Origin of the sequence: Ktedonobacter robiniae (assembly GCF_016587375.1) — a bacterium.
In the GTDB taxonomy this organism is placed as follows: Bacteria; Chloroflexota; Ktedonobacteria; order Ktedonobacterales; family Ktedonobacteraceae; genus Ktedonobacter; species Ktedonobacter robiniae.
The window spans coordinates 2,384,536-2,404,127 of sequence record NZ_BNJG01000001.1 but is presented as its reverse complement, the minus strand read 5'-3'; the positions used below and the strand labels follow the sequence as shown (position 1 = coordinate 2,404,127).

Annotated in this window: 19 protein-coding genes, 1 tRNA gene, 1 rRNA gene and 1 pseudogene; 8 read left to right on the top strand and 14 right to left on the bottom strand. The window is 54.6% G+C overall.

Annotated elements, in window-relative coordinates:
* Window positions 1–56: 56 nt before the first annotated feature.
* The 3 genes from JMJ04_RS10065 (at window position 57) to JMJ04_RS10055 (ending at window position 3,146) form a co-directional block, all read left to right on the top strand.
* The gene (locus JMJ04_RS10065) at window positions 57–1,646 is read left to right on the top strand and encodes a PAS domain-containing sensor histidine kinase (protein ID WP_201370376.1); all 1,590 of its coding nucleotides are present in this window, start codon (window positions 57–59) and stop codon (window positions 1,644–1,646) included.
* Window positions 1,647–1,666: 20 nt separating this feature from the next.
* Window positions 1,667–2,494 (top strand): PP2C family serine/threonine-protein phosphatase, encoded by an 828-nt coding sequence (locus tag JMJ04_RS10060; RefSeq protein WP_201370375.1) that lies wholly within the window; start codon window positions 1,667–1,669, stop codon window positions 2,492–2,494.
* A gap of 139 nt (window positions 2,495–2,633) precedes the next feature.
* On the top strand, window positions 2,634–3,146 hold the full coding sequence (locus JMJ04_RS10055) for a PaaI family thioesterase (protein WP_201370374.1): 513 nt from the start codon (window positions 2,634–2,636) through the stop codon (window positions 3,144–3,146).
* A gap of 4 nt (window positions 3,147–3,150) precedes the next feature.
* Here JMJ04_RS10055 and JMJ04_RS10050 read toward each other — a convergent pair whose 3' ends face one another.
* The 5 genes from JMJ04_RS10050 to ruvB form a co-directional block, all read right to left on the bottom strand.
* On the bottom strand, window positions 3,151–4,257 hold the full coding sequence (locus tag JMJ04_RS10050) for a peptidoglycan-binding protein (protein ID WP_201370373.1): 1,107 nt from the start codon (window positions 4,255–4,257) through the stop codon (window positions 3,151–3,153).
* Between the two features lie 60 nt (window positions 4,258–4,317).
* A complete protein-coding gene (gene yjjX, locus JMJ04_RS10045) occupies window positions 4,318–4,869 on the bottom strand; it encodes an inosine/xanthosine triphosphatase (RefSeq protein ID WP_201370372.1) in 552 nt (183 codons plus the stop codon).
* 208 nt (window positions 4,870–5,077) lie between these two features.
* The gene (locus JMJ04_RS10040; protein WP_201370371.1) at window positions 5,078–7,018 is read right to left on the bottom strand and encodes a S9 family peptidase; all 1,941 of its coding nucleotides are present in this window, start codon (window positions 7,016–7,018) and stop codon (window positions 5,078–5,080) included.
* A gap of 187 nt (window positions 7,019–7,205) precedes the next feature.
* Window positions 7,206–8,345: a tRNA preQ1(34) S-adenosylmethionine ribosyltransferase-isomerase QueA gene (queA, locus tag JMJ04_RS10035; RefSeq protein ID WP_201370370.1), complete on the bottom strand. Its 1,140-nt coding sequence runs from the start codon at window positions 8,343–8,345 to the stop codon at window positions 7,206–7,208.
* The gene (gene ruvB / locus JMJ04_RS10030) at window positions 8,327–9,361 is read right to left on the bottom strand and encodes a Holliday junction branch migration DNA helicase RuvB (RefSeq protein ID WP_201370369.1); all 1,035 of its coding nucleotides are present in this window, start codon (window positions 9,359–9,361) and stop codon (window positions 8,327–8,329) included. The genes queA and ruvB overlap by 19 nt, the downstream gene beginning before the upstream one ends.
* A gap of 351 nt (window positions 9,362–9,712) precedes the next feature.
* Between ruvB and JMJ04_RS10025 the strand changes: the two genes are divergently transcribed.
* Window positions 9,713–12,892 (top strand): efflux RND transporter permease subunit, encoded by a 3,180-nt coding sequence (locus JMJ04_RS10025; RefSeq protein WP_201370368.1) that lies wholly within the window; start codon window positions 9,713–9,715, stop codon window positions 12,890–12,892.
* 170 nt (window positions 12,893–13,062) lie between these two features.
* Here JMJ04_RS10025 and JMJ04_RS48650 read toward each other — a convergent pair whose 3' ends face one another.
* From JMJ04_RS48650 to JMJ04_RS10000, 6 genes and pseudogenes are all read right to left on the bottom strand, one after another.
* Entirely contained in the window at window positions 13,063–13,341 is a 279-nt protein-coding gene (locus tag JMJ04_RS48650; protein WP_420799461.1) for a WD40 repeat domain-containing protein, read from the bottom strand.
* Entirely contained in the window at window positions 13,253–13,909 is a 657-nt protein-coding gene (locus JMJ04_RS10015; protein WP_420799460.1) for a WD40 repeat domain-containing protein, read from the bottom strand. Before JMJ04_RS10015 ends, JMJ04_RS48650 begins: the two co-directional genes overlap by 89 nt.
* 41 nt (window positions 13,910–13,950) lie before the next feature.
* Window positions 13,951–14,172 (bottom strand): hypothetical protein, encoded by a 222-nt coding sequence (locus tag JMJ04_RS10010; RefSeq protein WP_201370365.1) that lies wholly within the window; start codon window positions 14,170–14,172, stop codon window positions 13,951–13,953.
* A gap of 30 nt (window positions 14,173–14,202) precedes the next feature.
* A pseudogene (locus JMJ04_RS48645) lies at window positions 14,203–14,280 on the bottom strand (DUF7577 domain-containing protein); the annotation flags it as partial.
* Between the two features lie 249 nt (window positions 14,281–14,529).
* Window positions 14,530–14,646: ribosomal RNA gene (rrf, locus tag JMJ04_RS10005) — 5S ribosomal RNA — on the bottom strand.
* A gap of 225 nt (window positions 14,647–14,871) precedes the next feature.
* Window positions 14,872–15,411, bottom strand: coding sequence for a nucleotide triphosphate diphosphatase NUDT15 (locus tag JMJ04_RS10000; RefSeq protein WP_201370364.1), 540 nt, complete (start codon window positions 15,409–15,411; stop codon window positions 14,872–14,874).
* Window positions 15,412–15,703: 292 nt separating this feature from the next.
* Here JMJ04_RS10000 and JMJ04_RS09995 point away from each other — a divergent pair.
* The 3 genes from JMJ04_RS09995 to JMJ04_RS09985 all read left to right on the top strand — a co-directional run bounded on the left by JMJ04_RS09995 (window position 15,704) and on the right by JMJ04_RS09985 (window position 17,328).
* A tRNA-Lys gene (locus JMJ04_RS09995) sits at window positions 15,704–15,775 on the top strand.
* A gap of 474 nt (window positions 15,776–16,249) precedes the next feature.
* Window positions 16,250–16,651 (top strand): response regulator, encoded by a 402-nt coding sequence (locus tag JMJ04_RS09990; RefSeq protein WP_040442594.1) that lies wholly within the window; start codon window positions 16,250–16,252, stop codon window positions 16,649–16,651.
* Window positions 16,652–17,076: 425 nt separating this feature from the next.
* A complete protein-coding gene (locus JMJ04_RS09985; protein ID WP_201370363.1) occupies window positions 17,077–17,328 on the top strand; it encodes a YtxH domain-containing protein in 252 nt (83 codons plus the stop codon).
* 69 nt (window positions 17,329–17,397) lie between these two features.
* Here JMJ04_RS09985 and JMJ04_RS09980 read toward each other — a convergent pair whose 3' ends face one another.
* The 3 genes from JMJ04_RS09980 to JMJ04_RS09970 are packed head-to-tail and all read right to left on the bottom strand — an operon-like array spanning window position 17,398 to window position 18,170.
* Window positions 17,398–17,643: a hypothetical protein gene (locus JMJ04_RS09980; RefSeq protein ID WP_007908803.1), complete on the bottom strand. Its 246-nt coding sequence runs from the start codon at window positions 17,641–17,643 to the stop codon at window positions 17,398–17,400.
* 14 nt (window positions 17,644–17,657) lie between these two features.
* Complete coding sequence (locus tag JMJ04_RS09975; RefSeq protein WP_201370362.1) at window positions 17,658–17,912, bottom strand: carboxymuconolactone decarboxylase family protein; 255 nt, start codon at window positions 17,910–17,912, stop codon at window positions 17,658–17,660.
* 36 nt (window positions 17,913–17,948) lie between these two features.
* Complete coding sequence (locus JMJ04_RS09970; RefSeq protein WP_052568254.1) at window positions 17,949–18,170, bottom strand: carboxymuconolactone decarboxylase family protein; 222 nt, start codon at window positions 18,168–18,170, stop codon at window positions 17,949–17,951.
* Window positions 18,171–18,399: 229 nt separating this feature from the next.
* On the opposite strand from JMJ04_RS09970, the gene purK reads away from it, so the two are divergent.
* Window positions 18,400–19,563: a 5-(carboxyamino)imidazole ribonucleotide synthase gene (gene purK, locus JMJ04_RS09965; RefSeq protein ID WP_201370361.1), complete on the top strand. Its 1,164-nt coding sequence runs from the start codon at window positions 18,400–18,402 to the stop codon at window positions 19,561–19,563.
* Window positions 19,564–19,592 lie beyond the last annotated feature (29 nt).

The following is a 19,592-nucleotide window of genomic DNA, read 5'->3' as shown; positions in this document are numbered from 1 at the left end:
ATATATTCTTTTCTATGATGGACGCGCTTTTTTTATTGTTGCGGGGAAACCAATACATGCACACTGAAGATCGATCAGACTTAAATGCAGAAACAACTAAAGCACGCATAAGCGAGCCACACACCGGCCAGGCACTTCCCACATTAGACCTGGTGGCCTTCCAGCAGCGCCAGCAACAGACAGGGCAATATATTGCGCAGATCCTCGATAACATGTCTGACTGCTTTTTCCATCTGGATAGTCAATGGCGCTACACCTATATCAATACCAAAACCGAAAATTTCAGTGGGCGCACCCGTGAGGAATTGCTGGGGCGCTGCGTCTGGGATGAGTATCCGCGTATGCGCAACTCAGTCTTAGAACAGCGCTACCGCGAGGCCGTCGCGGCCCAGCAGCCTATTCATTTTGAGACCGATGGACTCTATAGCGGCAAATACTACGAGATCCACGTCTATCCGATGAGAGAGTATGGAATCTCCGTCTATTACCACGATATTACCGAGCAGAAACGCGCCAAGGAACTGGCAGCTCGCGAACGTAAGCACCTCGAACTCCTCCTCAACTCCAATATCATTGGCCTCTTCATCGCCGATGATACCTACATACTTCATAGCAATACTGCTCTCCTTGAATTATTCGGCTATACAGAAGCAGAGCCCCCCCTACAGCCACTGGCCTGGGCCGAGATTACACCACCGGAGTATGCTGCGTTGGATCAAGCCATGCTCCACGAGATGCTTGAACATATTTCCTGCGCACCTTACGAAAAGGAATACATTCGCAAGGATGGCTCGCGTATCCCCGTTCTGCTGGGCGCGGTCCTCTACCAACGTGAACCATGTCAATGGATTGGCTTCGTGATCGATAACAGCGAGCGCAAAGAGCTGGAGCGCCGCAAAGACGACTTCATCAGCATGGCAAGTCACGAGCTACGCAATCCTATCACTGCTATTTATGGGAACCTGCAACTGGCCGAGCGGCGCTTTAAACGCCTGTTGGAGGAGCGAGACAATCTGCCAACAGACCTTCACAGCGTCATCGATGATGTCCATACGCATGTCGGGCGCTCGCTAGGCAAACTCAAACAACTCAACCGCCTGGTTGGCGACCTGCTAGATACGACTCGCATCCAAGCCAATAAATTGGTGCTCAATCCCGATACCTGCGACCTGCTGGCAATTGTACATGATACAGTGTTAGATCAGCGGCGCTCCTTCCCAGGCCATAAATTTTTGCTCAAGATACCCATGGATCTCGGCGATATGCGGATCCATGCCGACAAAGATCGCATCGAGCAGGTACTATACAATTTGCTCAATAATGCCATCAAGTATGCCGACCCTGTAGAGCCTATCAGCATTGGCATTGAGCAGCAGGCAAGCCAGGCGCGCGTCTGGGTCGAGGATCATGGGCCAGGTCTGAGCCAGGAACAGAAAGCGAGTATCTGGAAGCGCTACTATCAGATTGAACGCAATGATCATCACCAACCCACTACGACAGAGCAACACGTGGGAGGTGGCCTGGGCCTCGGCTTGTATATCAGCCAGACCATCATTGGACTCCATAACGGCCTTATCGGTGTCGAGAGCGAGCCAGGGCAAGGTTCCACATTCTGGTTCTCCCTGCCGCTACTCACTCAACAATAGATGTGGAGGACTAAGAGACTGTGAAACGTCTTCTTGCTCAAAAACAGGTCGAGTCGCTACGCTGGCTCGGTAGCGAGGCCATGTATCTGGATACCCCTAATGTCACGACCTGCGGCCATGTCACCATTGGCCGCTATGGAGGTAGGACATCTTCTGGCGCGCACAAAAATGAGGATGGGGCCTTTCTCTGCTGCGTGGGCGATTCCTCCTGGGAGTTCGCTGCATTGATCGATGGACATACAACCGCCCAGAGCACCGAGCTGCTCGTCAATCTCTTTGCCGACATGCAAGAGACCGTCAACTCCCTTATGCAACAACCAGCTGCGACCGCCTTCCCCGCGCTACAGCAACAGGTCCACCAGGCATTGAGCGCACCTGCGTTCGTAAAGCGCTGTCGCAGCCTCCAGGGAGAGGCCTCCTGCCTGGTATGCGCACGCAAGGAGCAATTTCTCTGGTGGCTCTGCATCGGCGATTGCGTCGTCTATTTGCTGCATCCCGACCTGGCCAGGCTGGGGCAATTCGCCCTCAACCGGCGCAGTTTCTTTGAATGGGTTGGTCACGTCAACACTTTTGATCTTCCCATCCCCTGTTATGCCACAGGCACGCGCCAACTACGTCCCGGTCGTAATCGCATCCTGATGCTCACCGATGGCCTGCTCGAATTCGGCCAGCATCCCTTCGAAAACCCGTGGTATCTCTACGATCACTTCACCCAGAAACGCCAGGTAGGCCCTCTAGACCTGCGCCCCCTAGCACGCGACGCCCTCACCCGCGTCCATGAGGAAGGCGGACTCGACAGTGCCACCCTCCTCCTCTGGGACTGCGAAACCCCACAGGCTACCTCGTAGGGTCCATGATTGCATGGGCTCTGCTGGGCAAGCAAATCCATGCAATCATGGACCCTACAAATCTTCCAATGCGCGTTTACGTGCCTGGGCGTGGTAAGATGAAGCAGATAACTGGATTTGTGTATGCAAGAGGGAATTTATGGAAGAGATAGAGACACCACTGAAACAACCCGTACGCTCACGAAATGTTTCCTGGGCCGATCCACAGGCCAGTGCAGAGCTTGGCAAGCAGTTGAGCGGGCTAGCATATTTACAGGCCCTACAAAACGGAGTGATCCCGCCTCCACCCATCGCGGAATTGATGAACATGCGCCTCGCCGAGGTTGAGGAGGGGCGCGTCATCTTTACCCTGGAGCCAGCGGAGTTCCACTATAATCCCATTGGCTCGGTACATGGTGGCGTCGCCGCGACCCTGCTTGATTCCTGCATGGGCTGCGCCGTCCAATCCGTGCTTCCCCTGGGCACGGGCTACACCACCATTGAACTCAAGGTCAATTACCTGCGCGCGCTCAGTAGCCAGACTGGCCTCGTGTACGCCGAAGGCAAGATTATCCATAGAGGGGGGCGCATCGCCACCGCCGAGGGGCGCATCACGGATGCAAGCGGCAAGCTTTACGCTCACGGTACCACCACCTGCATCCTCCTGCGATAACGCCCTATGGCAGGATCTGCCCATCGCGCCAGGCCAGGACGTTGTCCTGGATAAACTGGATATAGAGCCGCTCATTGTTGTGATCGGCCTGGGGCGCGTAGACCGGGATGATCTGGGCGACCGTGTAGAGGTGTCCCTGGTCCAGGTACGCCTCGCGCATCAGGCGATACCAATCCTCGATACCCTCGGCCCAGGAGCTATACTTGCGAAAGCTGCCGTTGCCCTGCGTCTGCTCGCAGGCGTAGCCAGCCGAACAACGGATATTACCCAGGCTATGCGTCACTGGAGCAACACCATACAGGCCATAGGTGCTTTCATGGCCGAAAAAGGCCAGGGCAAAGGCAGGATCAATTCCGTAGCGCACACCATCATCATAGATCGTCTGCCCCATTCCCCGCGCGGGCGAGTTGTAGTAGGCCAGCACGCTATCGATAAAGCCTGGATCAACGCTTGGCACCTGGTCCAGGCCGAAGATACCGTGAGCGCTACTATTGGAACTAAGATTGGTGGGACTGGTCGCGGAAGGACTGTTATGCGTTGGCGGCGTAGTTGAACCAATGTGTAGACGCCCTGGCTCGTTCTTCTTCTCCCCGGCGGCTGTCGCGGCCAGGAGATACTGCCAGGTGCGTACCCCCGCCACGCCATCGACACTAAGACCCACCTGCTTTTGATAGGCACGCACCGCCTTCTCCGTGTCGCTACCAAAGACGCCATCTACGTTTAGGTGGAATCCGGCCTGATTGAGCTGGCGCTGCAAGGCCATCACTGTATAGCCCTGGGAGCCACTGCTGGTGGCCTTAATAAGCTTTGGCCAGGTCAATGCGCCCACCAGCCCATTCTCGCTCAGGCTCTCTTTATGCTGTAAGTTCTTTACCGCGTCGGCTGTCTCCTGGCTATAGTTTCCATCGACATCGACTCCATACCCCTGGTCCTTCAGCAAATACTGAATGGCTCGTATATTCTCACCGCTCCTCCCCAGGGTATAGAGAGGCCACGAGGCAATTTTCGTATTGGACGCCCAGGCCACGTTACCCATGGGCGCACATACCGCGATCAAGGCAATGAGAAGCAACCATGCTCCTCCCAGCCCTGCGAGCACTCGTCTCTGCATACGAATATACATCCTTGTTGAAATAGAGTTTACCAGTTATAGGGTCCATGCAAGCATGAACTACTCCGTGAAGAGATGTGGTTGCGCGAAACGCGCCAGGGCCGCAACCACGCCATCGGCATAGCCACTTGTGCGTGTGAGGGCGTTGCGCGTCATCAGGCCGAAATGGCCCTCAGCCTGTTTGCTGTTCTGCCGCTCAAAGACGATGTCAATGACCTCGCCCAACTCCAGCCCCTCATGGATCATCTTTACCATACGCTCCGGCACAACCATCTTTATGGTGGAACCCAAGCCCCTGCGCTCCTGGCGATCTATAACCGCGATCCAGCCACAATCCAGCCACTGGTCGCCCGTGTGCTGCATTCCTCCTTCGAGGCCCACGCCATAATCCGCGTCCAGGGCAGAAATAGCCCCATTCGCACGATTGCGCGCGCCCCGAATACTTTCTTCGTCACTCATAGGCTGATTGCTAACGCCAGATGGCACCTCTACTCCCTGCACCTCCCAGGCCTGTTCAGGCCATACCCGTTCAAAGGCCTGGCGCACGGCCTCTACCTTCACCGGGTTGTGCGAGCCAACCGCGACGCGCATGACCGGGTGCATTTCTTGCATAGGCTTTATCTCCTCCAACTTACCATAATACATTTCTACATCTTTTTCAATATGCTAGAAAGCCATTTTCGCGCCTGCGGCGCTCGCAAGATAGGAGATAATGGTGTAGTGCTCGGGCTGGCGCCCGAGCACTACACCATTATTGATTACTCTGAAAAGCAGAATATCTCCTACTTTTAAAAGAGGCTTGTATAGGCCATCTAATGGGCTATGCACGAAGCCAGCGGTCATACCAGGCGCGCACGCGGCGGAGCAGGTCAAGCTGGTGGGCGCGCTCGCGAATACCGTGAGGCTCGCGGGGGTATACGACCATTTCTACAGGCGTTTGATAATGGCGCAGCGCGCGCTGGAAGCCGATAGCCTGGCTTAAGGGGACGCGTGCATCGCGCTCACCATGCAGGATCAACACAGGTGTTTGTACCCGTTGCGCGAATGAAATAGGGCTGAGCTGCGCATGCCGGTGCGGGCCAACACCATCCCAGGGTGAAGTCTCGCCCAGCGCCTGCTCAAAGGCTGGCAGATCGCTGGTAACAACCATCATCCCCCAATCGCTGACGCCCGCGCCCATAATGGCGGCTTTAAAGCGGGTAGTCTGCGTCACAGCCCAGGCGCTCATAAAGCCGCCCTGGCTCCAGCCGCCAATACCCAGGCGCTCTGGATCGGCGATGCCACGCTCAATCGCGGCGTCCAGGGCCGACATGACATCCTGGAAATCGGCGCCTCCGACATCGCCTCGGGCTGCGGCGGCGAACTCCTCGCCATGACCCAGGCCACCACGTGGATTGGGCATCAGGATGGCATAGCCCGCCGTTGCCAACCATTGCGCCCAGTTGCCCCAGCTCAGATGCAGCCCATGATCCCAGCGACCATAGGGACCACCATGGACCAGCACAATCGTTGGTAGAGGCTGATCCGTGGAGGTCTCTGGCGGACGAATGAGGATGCCATCCATCTTCCAGCCATCGGGTGCGGTCCAGTAAAAGGCCTCCTGCTCGCCCAGCGCAAAACCGGTGAAATGCTCCTGGTGATGCGTGACCTGGCGTAGCTCCTGAGCCGCTTTCCCCACTTCGGCGACGCCACTCCAGATCTCAAAGGCTTCTTGCGCGGATGAACGCGTCAGGGCCACGACGGTACGGCCATCCGCCAGTACGCACGCGTGAGCGCTGCTTATATCGCTTTCACGCACGGCCTTGCTGTCAGGCAGGAGCGAGATCAATTCGCCGCTCTGTGGCTGCAAACTGCAGAGCTTCGTCTCCAGTCCCTCGGCAACGATTACCAGCACATCCTCGCGTAAATGTTGCAATTCGAAGATGCAGTTGGTCTCTCCGCCTGCGAGGCGTTTTGGCTCGCCTCCACTGGCAGGAACGGCGTAGACCGCCGTGGAAGATTGATCTTGCTGTGCAGTGGCAGAGGTAAAGAGCAAGGTCTCGCCATCGGCAGACCAGGTTAGATTCGACGCGCCATAGGCAAAATGGCAGACCACCTGAGGCTCTCCACCTGCAAGGGGAATGCGTTCAATAGCAGTCTCCTGCATGGATGAGTTTAATTCGGGTGTCTTCCAGGTCGTATAGGCCAGTTCCCGCCCCTGGGGATGCCAGGCGAAGTTGGCCACGTGCCGCTCACCCGCGACCAGCGTACTGACCTCCCTGGATGCCAGCGAGAGCAGGCGCAGGCGCGCATAGGGCCACTTTTCTCCATATACCTGGGCGTCGTCCCGCTCCTTCTCGCGGCGCTCATCTTCCTCATCTGGCTCATCAACACTGGTAAAGGCGATCTGGCCGCCTCCAGGAGACCAGGCGAACCGCTCTACGCCGCGCTTGTTCTCCCTGGGCGTCAAAGCCTGCGCTTCACCACCATTGGCGGAAATAAGGTAAAGTTGAGCAGTTCCACGCTCCGCGCGATCCGAGAGGAAGGTCAGCGCGTTACCGTCAGGCGCCCATTGCGGGCTTTTATCCTGCACACCGCCCGCGGTAAATTGCCGGGGCGCCTCCGCGCCATCTGTTGTGGCAAGCCAGATCGCGCTCTCTGCGTGCTCATCACGTTTACATAGTGCGCCCAGGGTATACGCGATACGCTTGCCATCGGGGGAGATCTGAATATCCTGGGGAATTTGCAAGTCAACAATCAGCTCAGGGGTCAATTCACTCATGCCTGCTCCTTTACTTCTCTCGCAACAACATTTTTTTGCTTCTTCGCGTTTCCCCACCACCCCCTCTCCAAATGATATACGTCTCTTCGCCTGCTTCTCTCTCCCTAAATCTTCTACATAAGGGCCGACAGGAAAGCAGGAAGAGGGGCCTCCCACGCGCGTGGGAGGCCCCTCTTCCTGCTTTTTTCTAGAGAATGAGCATAGCGTCGCCGAAGCTAAAGAAGCGGTAGCGTTCGATGATGGCCTCCTGGTAGGCTCGCTCCATTAGCGGCTTGGTCATGAAGGCGCTGACCAGTAACAGTAGGGTCGAGCGCGGCAGGTGAAAATTGGTGATGAGCGCATCGACGGCCTGATAACGATAGCCGGGAGTAATAAAGAGGCGGGTATGACCCTTATAGGGCACAATACGCCCCTCATGCAGGCTGGCAACACTCTCCAGCACGCGTACCGAAGTTGTGCCTACGGCAACTACACGCCCTCCGCGCGCCCGCGTCTCGTTGATCAGCGCGGCCGTGGCCTCGTCGAGTTCGATCTCTTCGCTGTGCATCTTATGCTCGCGTACATCCTCGCTCTCAACGGGACGGAAGGTATCCAGGCCCACATGCAGGGTTACAAAGCCAGTACGCACACCCCTGGCGCGCAGGCGCTCCAGCAGTTGGGGCGTAAAGTGCAAGCCTGCCGTGGGAGCCGCGGCCGAACCACGAATGCGCGCGTATACCGTCTGGTAACGCTCGGGATCATCCAGGGTCTCATGGATGTAGGGCGGGAGCGGCATCTTCCCAATCTCGTCGATGGCCTGGCGCACATCGAGCAGGGCATAGGGATCGTTTTGTCGCTTCTGGGAACGACCTGGCACATGGAAGCGTACAACGCGCCCTCCCGCCTCGGTGCGCTCAAGGATCTCGCCAATCAAGCGTGCCTGTTCCTCTGTCTCAGCACCAAAGAAGATGCGCGCGCCCTCGCGCAAGCGCCTTCCGGGCCTTACCAGGGCCTCCCAGGTGTCCTGTCCCAGGTCTGGGCGCTCGGCCAGGAGCAGGACCTCAACGGCCCCACCACTCTCGGCACGCTTGCCTAGCAGGCGAGCCGGGATAACCCGGCTCTGGTTGGCGATCAGGAGATCCCCGGGTTGAAGATACCCGTCAATGTCGCGGAAGTGCTGGTGTGCCAGCGTCTCATCCTGGCGCTTCACGACGAGTAGCCGCGAGGAGTCTCGCGGCTCAATCGGCGTCTGTGCGATTAGTTCATTTGGTAGATGATAATCAAAGTCGCTGATCTTGAGATCAGGTAGGCTCTGTTGTGTTCTCTGTTCTACGGTGTTGCTGTCCACAAATTTGGTCCACTTTCTCCACCCGGAGGGGTCAACCCAAGATGCTCATAGGCCGCGCGCATGGCGACACGCCCTCGCGGCGTACGCGCAATAAAGCCTAGCTGTAGCAGGTAAGGCTCATAGACGTCTTCAATAGTCTCCGAATCCTCACTCGTGCTCGCCGCCAGGGTATCCAGGCCCACAGGTCCCCCATTGAACTTTTGAATGATCGTCGTGAGCATATTGCGGTCGGTCTGGTCCAGGCCAATCTCGTCTACTTCGAGAGCATCAAGCGCTCTATTGGCCACCTCGCGTGTAATAAAACCATCGGCGCGTACCTGCGCATAGTCGCGCACACGCTTGAGCAGGCGGTTGACGATACGGGGAGTGCCACGTGCACGCCCAGCAATCTCCTTGATGCCTCCTTCGTCGGCGGGTACTTTTAAGATGCCCGCTGACCGGTGCACAATCATCTCTAATGAAGTATTATCGTAATATTCCATACGATAAATAGCCCCAAAACGGTCACGCAAGGGAGCCGTCAATGATCCTACGCGCGTGGTTGCTCCCACCACTGTGAAGGGGGGCAGTGAGAGGCGTAGGGAGCGCGCGCTGGGTCCTTTGCCAATGACGACGTCCAGGGCGAAATCTTCCATGGCGGAGTAGAGCCGCTCTTCCACGGCACGCGCCAGGCGATGCACCTCATCGATAAAGAGCACCTCGCCTGGTTGCAGCGAGGTCAGAATTGAAGCCAGGTCGCCCGCGTGCTCAATCGCGGGGCCAGCGGTGGTCTTCAAATTCACGCCCATCTCGGCCGCAATGATATTACAGAGCGTTGTCTTGCCCAATCCCGGCGGCCCATAGAGCAGGACATGGTCTACAGGCTCATTGCGCCGGCGTGCAGCCTCCAATAATATCCCCAGGTTCTCCTTGATCTTCTCCTGACCAATGTACTCAGCAAGACGGCGCGGTCGCAAGCTGCCTTCCAGTATCTGTTCCTCATCGCTGATATTTGGCGAGACGAGGCGGTCGCTCATGGCGTACTCCTGCTATGAAACTAGTGTTCTACAACGCTACCGCTTCATTATACCAAATCCCACTTCTCCCGTCGAGATTGCATAGAAGTAAGGTATGTTTGCGTGCGATGTGAGCGAATGCCTACATCGCACGCAAACATACCTTACTTCTATAATCTTATTGTAGCATGTGCACATAGAAACACAATGAAATCACATGGTACATTACGCCCGGTTAGGAGGTTGTTGATAGCTTTTCCCAATTGCGTGAGTACAATGTATACCATACAGAATCGCATAGAATAGGCAGAGCGACAACTCACGCATATTTGGATACGTACATAGAGATGTGCTGTCATCAGGAGCGTACATATGGTATTGCTTTCGCGTTTTAGTCTCGCCAATAAAGGGCTGATGGCGCTTGTCACCATCGTCTTGCTCCTCATTGGTGGCTTACTTATCCCGCAGCTCAAACAGGAGTTATACCCCTCGATTGACCTGCCAGTCGTTACCATTGTGACCACCTATGCCGGGGCCTCGCCCTCGGCTGTTGAGAAAGAGGTGACCAATCCGCTAGAGCAGAGCATTCAAGGCACACCAGGGCTGCAACAATATACCTCGCTTTCAAACGAGGGCAGTTCGATTATTAGCGTCACGTACGATTATGGAACTAACATCGCCCAGGCGCGCCAGGATCTCTCTCAGCGTCTCAGCGCTGTTCAGGCCCAGTTGCCCAAGGGTACAACGCCAACTTTACAGTCGTACAGTACGTCGGATATTCCCATTATTTCGCTTGGTGTCTCCTCATCCCAGGCACCACAGGACCTGGCCCAGGCCCTTAAACAGATCGTTGTGCCAGATCTACAGGACATTCCCAACGTCGCTCGGGTTGAGCTGACAGGGGCCAGGGCAAGTGTCATCACGATTACCCTAGATCCACAGAAGATGCAGGGCGCGGGCGTGACCTTTGAGCAGGTCCAGGCCGCCCTACAGGCCGATAATGTCACGCTACCCGCGGGTAGCCTAGTCGATCAGGACCTCTCACGCCCGATTCGCGTGGGCAATACCTTCAACTCTCTGCAAGATCTCAAAGACCTGGTGATCAGTGCCTCGCGAGCCACAGCCAGCGCGACCTCCTCCGACAGTAATCTCGCGACCGCCAGCCAGGCAATCAGACTCAGCGATATCGCCGATGTACAACAGGGACTCGAACCCGAGACCTCGCTCTCGCACATCAATGGCGCGCCCAGTGTCGGCATCTCGCTCACGAAGACGAGCGCAGGCAATAGCCTAACAATCTCACACATCGTCCACAATCACCTGGCCGATCTTGAGAAGAGGCTTGGGCACAACACAAAGATCATGACCGTCTTTGACCAGGCTCCCTTTATTGAGTCGTCAATGACTGGCCTGATACATGAAGGCTTGCTTGGAGCGCTCTTCGCCATCGTGGTGATCCTGGTCTCGCTGTTCTCACTACGTTCGACGCTGGTGGCGGCAGTCTCTATTCCGCTCTCGGTTGTCGTGGCCCTGATCGCCCTCTGGATCGGAAACTATACCCTGAATATCCTGACCCTGGGCGGTCTAACCATCGCAGTTGGGCGCGTCATTGACGACTCGATTGTGGTGCTGGAGAATATTTATCGCCACTTGCAACTGGGAGAAGAGAAGAGGAGCGCAGTCTACACGGGTGTGCGCGAGGTTTCCTCGGCCATTACCGCTTCGACCTTAACCACGGTCGCGGTCTTCCTCCCGCTTGGCTTCGTCAATGGCGAGGTCGGCATGCTCTTCCGCCCCTTCTCCATCACGGTAGCCGTGGCGCTCCTGGCCTCGTTGCTAATCGCGCTCACTATCGTACCCGTGCTGGCCTACTGGTTCCTGCGCGTCCCTAAGCCTGAGTTTGTTCCCGCTTCGCGGCCTCAGGGCTCTTCAGTTGAGCGCTGTTATATTCCCATTGCGGCCTGGATCACAAAGAAGCGCAATAGCGGCCTGACCATCCTGGCGGCTATCGTTCTCCTGGATGCCACCTTTGTGCTCATCCCTACGCTGCATACGACCTTCCTGGATGGCTCAAGCCAGAATAACTTCCGCCTCAACCAGGAATTGCCGATTGGCACCAGTATCCAGAAGGCCCAGGGCGAAGTCAAGAAGGTCGAGGATATCCTGGCACGCTTCCCAGAAATTCAGACCTACCAGGTCACAGTTGCCCAGAGTAGCTTCTTCTCCTCCAGCACCCCCAACAGCGCGGTCTACAACGTTGTCACCGATAAGGACACGGACCAGAATGATTTGCAGCAGCGGGTCATCAATAGCCTGCACCTGGTTGACAGCAAAATAACTCTCAGCAACAGCGATAGTACCAGTGACACAACCCTGCTGATCAATATCCAGGCTCCCAATGAACAGGCCCTGGAAGAGGCTAACCGGCAAATTTTCGACACAGTCTTGCATACGCCCAACCTGGCTAATGTGAAGAGTAATCTCTCTGCGGCCTCGCCCCTGGTCGATGTCCATATTGATCCAGACAAGGCGGGGAAATATGGCCTGACCCCGTCCCAGGTTGGTCAGTACCTGCGCTCCACCTTTACTGGCACGAGCGCCACACGCATTACCCTGGGCGATAGCCAGCAGGATGTACAGATTCACTTTGGTGCGCCCGCCACCAGTGTGGATCAGCTACAAAATCAGCTGGTTCCCACCCCTGGCGGAAACATCGTCAGGCTCAGTGATGTGGCCGATATCACCACTACGCTGGGACCTGTCCAGGTTACACACCTGGATGGGACGCGTACCGCGACCATCAGCGCACAGGTGACCAGCAATGATGTCGGCGCGACCGGAGCGGATGTCCAGAGCCGTATCAGCAAGCTAAAGCTCCCTGGAGGAGCCTCTTATAACTTCGGTGGCGTCAAACAGCGCCAGGACGATTCTTTCCTAAAGCTAGGCATCGCTATGCTTGCGGCCATCTGCATCGTCTACTTTATTATGGCCATTACATTACGCAGCCTGCTCCAGCCCTTGATCCTGCTGGTCTCCATTCCCTTCGCGGCTACTGGCTCGGTGCTGCTCATGCTGCTTACCAATACGACGCTCAGCGTGACCTCGCTGATTGGCCTGTTGATGCTTATCGGCATTGTGGTCACCAATGCCATCGTCTTGATCGACCGCGTAAATCAGTATCGCGAGCGCGGCCTGGACGCGCGTAGCGCGGTTATTCGTGGCGGTAGCGAGCGAGCGCGCCCCATCTTGATGACTGCCAGCGCGACGATTCTTGCCTTGCTCCCCATGGCCCTGGGTCTCAGTGATTCCAGTGCCGTCATGTCGAAGTCGCTCTCCATCGTGGTCATTGGTGGCCTGACCTCTTCGACAGTGCTGACCCTACTCCTGGTGCCAGCGCTCTACATGGTCGCCGAAGGCATACGAGAGCGCAGGAAGCCCGTGCCGCAGCCCCAGATGCAGCCGATCCTGGCTCCGCCACGCATGCAGGCGCTTCCCCCTCCACAGTGGATCATGGGCCAGCAGCCACCCAGCCATCCCTTGAGGGCCAATTAGCAATAGGTTTGTGCCAGGACAAGAAAAATCTGCCTGTTGGTATAGGGATGTTGGCAGTTCGTGGCTGCCAACATCCCCATTTCTGTTGCTAACAGAAAATGTTCTGTTATTCCTCTTTTTTTAGAATGTGATATCTGATGTACCAGGAACCGTGTATGTAGAAGCAGACGTCATTGACCTATAACGTCCCAAACAAGCACAGTTCCATCATCAGAACCAGAGGCGATAGTAGCGCCAGATATATTTGGACCACTGACTCTGTAGCCAACAGGCCATGCAACAGTATTCACCTTCGCGGTATCTCCCCGATACGTGTAAGCCAGGTTGCCATTTCCTGCATTCCAAACCTGCACAGTTGTATCAGCAGAACCCGAGGCCAGGAGTCTTCCACCAGGCGACGACTTGCACTGGACCTTTATGACCAGAATAGGTAAGTATCCTACTTCCATCGGTCGCGTTCCAGACCTGTACTGTGCCATCGCTAGAGGCAGATGCTAGACGGGTTCCATCAGGAGACCAGGCCACACATGTCACTACATTTCTATGTTCCCGGTATCTTACAATGGTCTTACCATTGGTCGCATCCCAAACCTGAACTGTTATATCGGCGGATGCGGAAGCCAGATATCTCCCATTGGGCGACCAGGCCACGGCATGTACCGATCCTTTATGGCCTGCATATGTGAGAACATCGTCGCCACCGACCACAGAAAACTCAGAATAGCTCGTTATCTTGCTGGGACCCCCTACGAGTTTCGTGATTCGCACAAGGCCATTCCTGGAAGCAGAGGCCAAATGCGTGCCATCAGGGGACCAGGCCACACTGTTGACCGAGTCTTTATGTCCCCGGTAGATATAGGAGGCAGGAGGAGAACTACCATATACATCAGGATCATATTCCATATCGATCACTTGTACAGTTTGATCGGCGCTAGCGGAGGCCAGATATGTGGTAGTATCTTTTGTAGTATTTTTTGTGAACCAGGCAACACTATACACAGGACCATCATGCCTCATACGGGTAAACACATTGTCTGGAGGGAGATTGGCTAAATAATTTACAGCGGAATTCGCAACACATAATGAGCCACCACAAATGAGGCTATGGAAATTACTCCAGCTCCAACCAGCGTGAGAAGCTTGCGACGGCTCATACGTGTTGGAGGCTTCGGAGGCAAAACTGGGATAGGCTGGACCTGCAGGCCACCTGATAGAAAATACTCCTGTGGCTGAGAGGATAGCCAGATGTGTCCAGCATCAGGTGTGGTAACATCTGGCATATCTATCTTCTCTTTCTCACTTGCCAGAGGAGTTCCACAAGCGGCACAACGAGTATATGCAGGTTCGTTCGGTGCGCCGCATGTCTGGCAGAGCAAAGGGGGGTGCATCATACGTATCGTCCTCGTTAATAAAGTGCTCGGTTGCATAATTATTGCTCAGATTATAGGGCTTGCAGGTGTATTAGCGTCAAGATGTAAAGATATATTTTTACTGTTTTTTCAAAAAATAACCGGCTTCACCCCCGGTTCTGTCAAAAAAATTTCTAGCAGAGAGCATGATGGCCCTGGTAGCCGCAGGCTGCCAGGGCCATCATGCTCTCTGCTAGAAATAAAAGAAACCGCCCATGTGAGCGGGTGAAACGGCGGTGTCCTATTTTCCCGTGGGGCTGCCCCCAAAGTATCGTTGGAGCTGAAGAGCTTAACTACCGTGTTCGGGATGGGAACGGGTGTACCCTCTTCGCAATAACCACCGGTTCGCCTGCGCATACAAGCGGTTCCGATTGACATGATGCATAATACCATCCTCTTGGCGATTTGTCAACGCTTTTTTTTGCGACTTTTCAAAGGTCATCAAAAAGTCATTGGCTTTCGCGCCTGCGACGCTCAAGGAGTAGAGTGAAGTGGCTATGTGGTGGGCGGATGCCCACCACATAGCCACTTCACTCTCTCAGAGAAGATAACGAGCCGAGGAATGCAGGTCTATTGGGCATGGGGGTCGTGAAGGATGGACGGGGGCTGCAAGGCCTCGCCAACCTGGTCCTTGCTGACTGTTTGTGAGGGATAGGTCTTGCCCTCTAACAGGTGCTGCAAAGGCAGGAAGAGTGGCTCTGGCAGTGCATTCCAGGTGAACCAGCCTACCTCTGATTCTTCATGGGCGTCTCCCACGTGTGGCTCTCCAGAAACATACTTTGCCTCCATCCAGATGGTCGCGTAGTGCTTATGCTCCTTCTCGAAGACGTCGTTGGTAACGACACGGAATTTGACATTGTTGATTGTCACGCCGGTCTCTTCTTTTGTTTCGCGTATGGCACAATCCTCAAATGCTTCGCCAAACTCAGGATGTCCCACTATCGGCGCCCAGGTTCCGGCTCCATGAACATTGACCCGCTTATTCAATAGAATACTGTCGCCCTTGTGTATCAGCACGGCGATGCTGGCCAGCGTCTTTGTCTCTCCCTGTTGCTGTTGTTGCCCCTGATTCTGTGGCGTCTCGCCTTGAGGGATCGTAGGTCTCTCCATATAGTTACCTCCTTCTTTTATTTCACTTATATGCATCAATATAAGCACGAAGCATAGGCAATGGAGGTAGCATATATTCTATAAACGCCCTGATGATTTAGTATTATCCTATTGTATCGGCGTTGGCAAACCTTAAAGCGAGTATGATCCCAGAGAATATTTCTCCTCCGATTAGCATGCCACTTCGATCTTTATCAATTCGGTGCAAGTCTGCTAAAAAATCGTGGTTTTGAGCACAAAGACCCCTTGCCAGATTGAGAAAAATACGCTACAATAGCCTTGTCTTCGAAATGAGCGTGTAACTCAGTGGTAGAGTATCCGACTTTTAATCGGGTTGCCGTGGGTTCGATCCCCACCACGCTCATTCTTTTTTTTTATTTTTCGCGGTTCGCACTCCCTAATACAACTTCATTCTGCATCTCAACGCACAAACAAACGTACATACAACAAGGTACATCTCACCTATGTAGGCGTAAAATTTTTTCCCTATTACAACAATTACTAACCATCTTCTTTATGGTTAAGTAACGATATTACCCATTCAGCTGAGCCTAACCAGTTTCTATCTGACATGGTTCTGACGTATGATATGTAATAGGAGAGCCTGAGCGCTCGCGTAGCGAGCCAAGGCAAGGGTTGGAAGTCTCTAGTGGTCAGCCTTGCGGCCTTGTTGAGATAAGAGAAACATGGTACACTACAATACAAGCAGAATGCTATAGCACAACAATAAGACGCAAAACCGTGCCTCACAGACACACGAAGTGGATTAGGGGTGCGTTCGCGCTAGCAGGAGGCGGTGTCTTGAGCGGGCCTAGCTCGTGTATGGCACTGAAGAGATGTGACGAAACGGATATTAGTTGTTGATGACAGAAATGAGCTGCTACACCTGATGCGACGCGTCCTGGAGGACGAGCAGTACCAGGTCTCGATCCTGCAAGAAGGCCGAGACGCAGTCGCACGCGTCAAAAGCCAGTTGCCCGATCTTCTCATCCTTGATCTCAAATTGGGCGATATCTCCGGACAGGATATTCTCAAGCAGCTCAAAAGTGACTCAGTCACTGGCGATATTCCCATTATCGTATATACAGCAGCCGTACTAGAGGCCGATGAGGTCTCCCGGCTCATCGAGAGTGACACTCAACTCTACAACGGCGTCTACCTGTTGCGCAAACCCTTTGAGCTACAGGTCCTGCTCGACAAAGTAGAAGAGCTGCTCGAAAAAGCTGGTCAGGGGCACTAACCATTCATATCGATCAGGTCTGACACCTTGACCAGATCTAACACCTTTCTATAGAGGTGAGGCAGGCGAGCGACATGCACCTGAGTAGTGCGCTGCTGCTTGTGGGTTCGGTCACTGCCAGGTCCCCTTTACATGCTTCCAAGCCATGTTTTACTGTAGCCAGGATTGGTGTAGCAGCCTGGCTATGATACTATCCATATCCGCGAGACTCAATAGGTATTCTGGGTAGTATATGCGTCTCAATCCATTCATGCAACGCATATACTATGTATACTATAGGCGCGAGTAAGCATTCCGCTCATACTCACAAACCTATATCGTCATCAAACAGGCTTTTATATAACTCAGAATTTTCTCTATTCAGGCGTTGGAAGACGCATCACTTGCTGGCATATGCCAATCGCAGGGAAGAAAGGAAAGAGGCGATGAAGTTTATCTTAGGACTCTTGCTTGGACTCGGAATCGGTGTTGGTATTGGTCTCCTCATCGCACCACAATCTGGCGAGGCGACACGCGCGCAGCTCAACGAGCAAGGCGTCTTGCTCCGCTCGGGGAACTTTAGCGAGGAAATTCGCGCACGCGCACAGGAAGCTCTCACCCAGGGTCGTCAGCTCTACAGCCGCACCAAAGACGATCTGACCGACCGCTACACCCAGGCCCGCTCCGGTAACCTGTAACATTTGCCAAACAACAAGTAGCCGCGTACGCCAGTAGCGGGCGAACCCGCTACTGGCGTACGCGGCTACTTACTGACGTTCGTAGAGTTTGAGCAACTGGTCAACTTTGTTGCCGATTTCGTGCCAGATATGGTGCTGATAATCCAGCATACGCGACTGGTTAAGGTCAAAGTCGCGATTGCCTGGATCTTTCTGTGCATTGGCCGAAAACTGTTGTGAGAGCGCCAGCGTTTTATCGCCGCGTCCATGCAAATAGACCGCCAGCTCTTGCAGATCTTTCAAAAGCGCCTGGTATTTCTCTTCTGTATTCGCCATAACTCTTATTTTCCTTATGTTGGTGGTGGGTTAATCTTCAATGCATCCGCGAAACGATTAAAAAAGTTGAAGAGGCCGACAACGGTCGTAATCTCAACAATCTCTCCATCGTCAAAGTACTCTTGCAGCTCGTCCCATAACTCTTCGCTTACATCGCGCGCGCTCGTCGTCACGACCTCCGCATAGTGTAGCGCAACCAGCTCGCGCCCCGTAAAGAGGTGGCGATGGCGATCAATATGGTAGAGCGCATCGAGCAACTCTTCCTTCACACCCAGCTGCCTTGCCAAGGCAGTATGAGCAGCCATTCAATATGAACAGTGATTGACCTGGGAGACGCGAATCGCCACCAGCTCTTTTAGCTGCGGCTCTACGGTGCCACTGCGCATCGCGGCTTCGACCAGTTGCAGCGCTGGCTGCATAAGCTCTGGCCGATGTGCCATGACGCGAAAGAGTGACTCCATCGTCGCGCCACCAGGAGTATTCTCCATGGAGATGGCTATTTTATTATCAGGAGGAATACGCGACATCCTCAACAAGTCCTCTTCTTTTCTTGGAATATACAACTAACGCTGTGCATTCTATCACATCTACCTCACACATACTCTATTTGACATGTTATCCTATGGTTGCTTAGAATGAACATATCCTCTTAGAATATACCTGGCAAGGTGTGATGGAGAGTGTAGCACAAGCTAAGCAGCAAAAGACTGGCTTCGCCGCGTCCATATGAGGCGAAGCCAAAGGAGATTCTGGCGAGTGAACGTACAATTGAATCCTACAGAGGCCGAGATCGTTGCCTCTACACATATTGGTATTATCGGTGGTGGTCAACTCGGGCTGATGATCAGTGAAGCTGGACGGGCCATGGGCTATCAAGCCTTGACGGTACTTGATCCTACACCCAACGCACCAGCAGCGGTAGTAGCCGAGCAGATCAAGGGAGGATTGAAAGATCCCCAGGCGCTACGCAAGCTGGCCGAGCGCAGTGATATCCTCACCTACGAAATCGAGCATATCAACACTGAGGCCCTTGAACAACTCCAGAACGAGGGGCATACCATTCATCCCTCACCCCAGATTCTGGCCGTAATTCAGGATAAATTCCGCCAGAAGGAGTTCCTGGCCGCGCACGGTATCCCTGTTGCCCCTTTCCGCTCCGTAGCCTCGCGAAGCGATATTGAGGAGCTGGCCCAGACATGGGGCTATCCCCTGGTGCTCAAGGCGAAGAAAGATGCCTATGATGGACGCGGCAACGCGCGCATCAATAGCGCAGAGGATATTGATAGCGCCCTGGCTCACCTGGCGGGACGCGAACTCTATATTGAGCAACGCATTGATCTGGAGAAAGAACTGGGCCTGATGATCTCGCGCAATGCACGCGGAGAGATCGCCGCGCATCCGGTCGTTGAGATGATCCATGAACGCGATATCTGCCAGGCTGTCCTGGCGCCCGCTTCCATTGATGCCACCCTGCTCAAGGAGGCCGAGGCCATCGCGCACCAGGCCATTGACCAGCTGCACGGCATTGGTATCTTCGGCGTCGAGCTCTTCCTGGACAAGGCCGGCAAGCTCTGGCTAAACGAGATCGCACCCCGCCCTCATAACTCAGGGCACTATACCATCGAGGCCTGCCTCACCTCCCAGTTTGAGCAGCACCTGCGCGCCATCACCAACCTCTCGCTCGGCACAACCACCATGCGCTATCCCGCGTCAGTCATGATCAACATCCTGGGCGAGCGCAATGGGCCAGCAGAAGTTCACTGGAGCCAGGAGTTTGATCCCCAGCACGTCTTCGTCCATCTCTACGGCAAGCGCGAGACTCGTATTGACCGCAAAATGGGGCATATAACAGTCGTTGGCGACAACCTCGACGAGGTCTACCAGCTAGCCCTCAAAGTCAGAGCTGCCCTCACTATCTAAAAACATAATCTGAGAAAAGCGAGAAACCA

Bases quoted from the DNA above. Each gene is read 5' to 3' on its own strand.
- JMJ04_RS10065 (WP_201370376.1), top strand. From the start codon at position 57: ATGCACACTGAAGATCGATCAGACTTAAATGCAGAAACAACTAAAGCA.
- JMJ04_RS10055 (WP_201370374.1), top strand. From the start codon at position 2,634: ATGGAAGAGATAGAGACACCACTGAAACAACCCGTACGCTCACGAAAT.
- JMJ04_RS10050 (WP_201370373.1), bottom strand. From the start codon at position 4,257: ATGCAGAGACGAGTGCTCGCAGGGCTGGGAGGAGCATGGTTGCTTCTC.
- yjjX (WP_201370372.1), bottom strand. From the start codon at position 4,869: ATGCAAGAAATGCACCCGGTCATGCGCGTCGCGGTTGGCTCGCACAAC.
- JMJ04_RS10040 (WP_201370371.1), bottom strand. From the start codon at position 7,018: ATGAGTGAATTGACCCCTGAGCTGATTGTTGACTTGCAAATTCCCCAG.
- ruvB (WP_201370369.1), bottom strand. From the start codon at position 9,361: ATGAGCGACCGCCTCGTCTCGCCAAATATCAGCGATGAGGAACAGATA.
- JMJ04_RS10025 (WP_201370368.1), top strand. From the start codon at position 9,713: ATGGTATTGCTTTCGCGTTTTAGTCTCGCCAATAAAGGGCTGATGGCG.
- JMJ04_RS48650 (WP_420799461.1), bottom strand. From the start codon at position 13,341: ATGGAAGTAGGATACTTACCTATTCTGGTCATAAAGGTCCAGTGCAAG.
- JMJ04_RS10015 (WP_420799460.1), bottom strand. From the start codon at position 13,909: ATGAGGCATGATGGTCCTGTGTATAGTGTTGCCTGGTTCACAAAAAAT.
- JMJ04_RS10010 (WP_201370365.1), bottom strand. From the start codon at position 14,172: ATGCCAGATGTTACCACACCTGATGCTGGACACATCTGGCTATCCTCT.
- JMJ04_RS10000 (WP_201370364.1), bottom strand. From the start codon at position 15,411: ATGGAGAGACCTACGATCCCTCAAGGCGAGACGCCACAGAATCAGGGG.
- JMJ04_RS09985 (WP_201370363.1), top strand. From the start codon at position 17,077: ATGAAGTTTATCTTAGGACTCTTGCTTGGACTCGGAATCGGTGTTGGT.
- JMJ04_RS09980 (WP_007908803.1), bottom strand. From the start codon at position 17,643: ATGGCGAATACAGAAGAGAAATACCAGGCGCTTTTGAAAGATCTGCAA.
- JMJ04_RS09970 (WP_052568254.1), bottom strand. From the start codon at position 18,170: ATGTCGCGTATTCCTCCTGATAATAAAATAGCCATCTCCATGGAGAAT.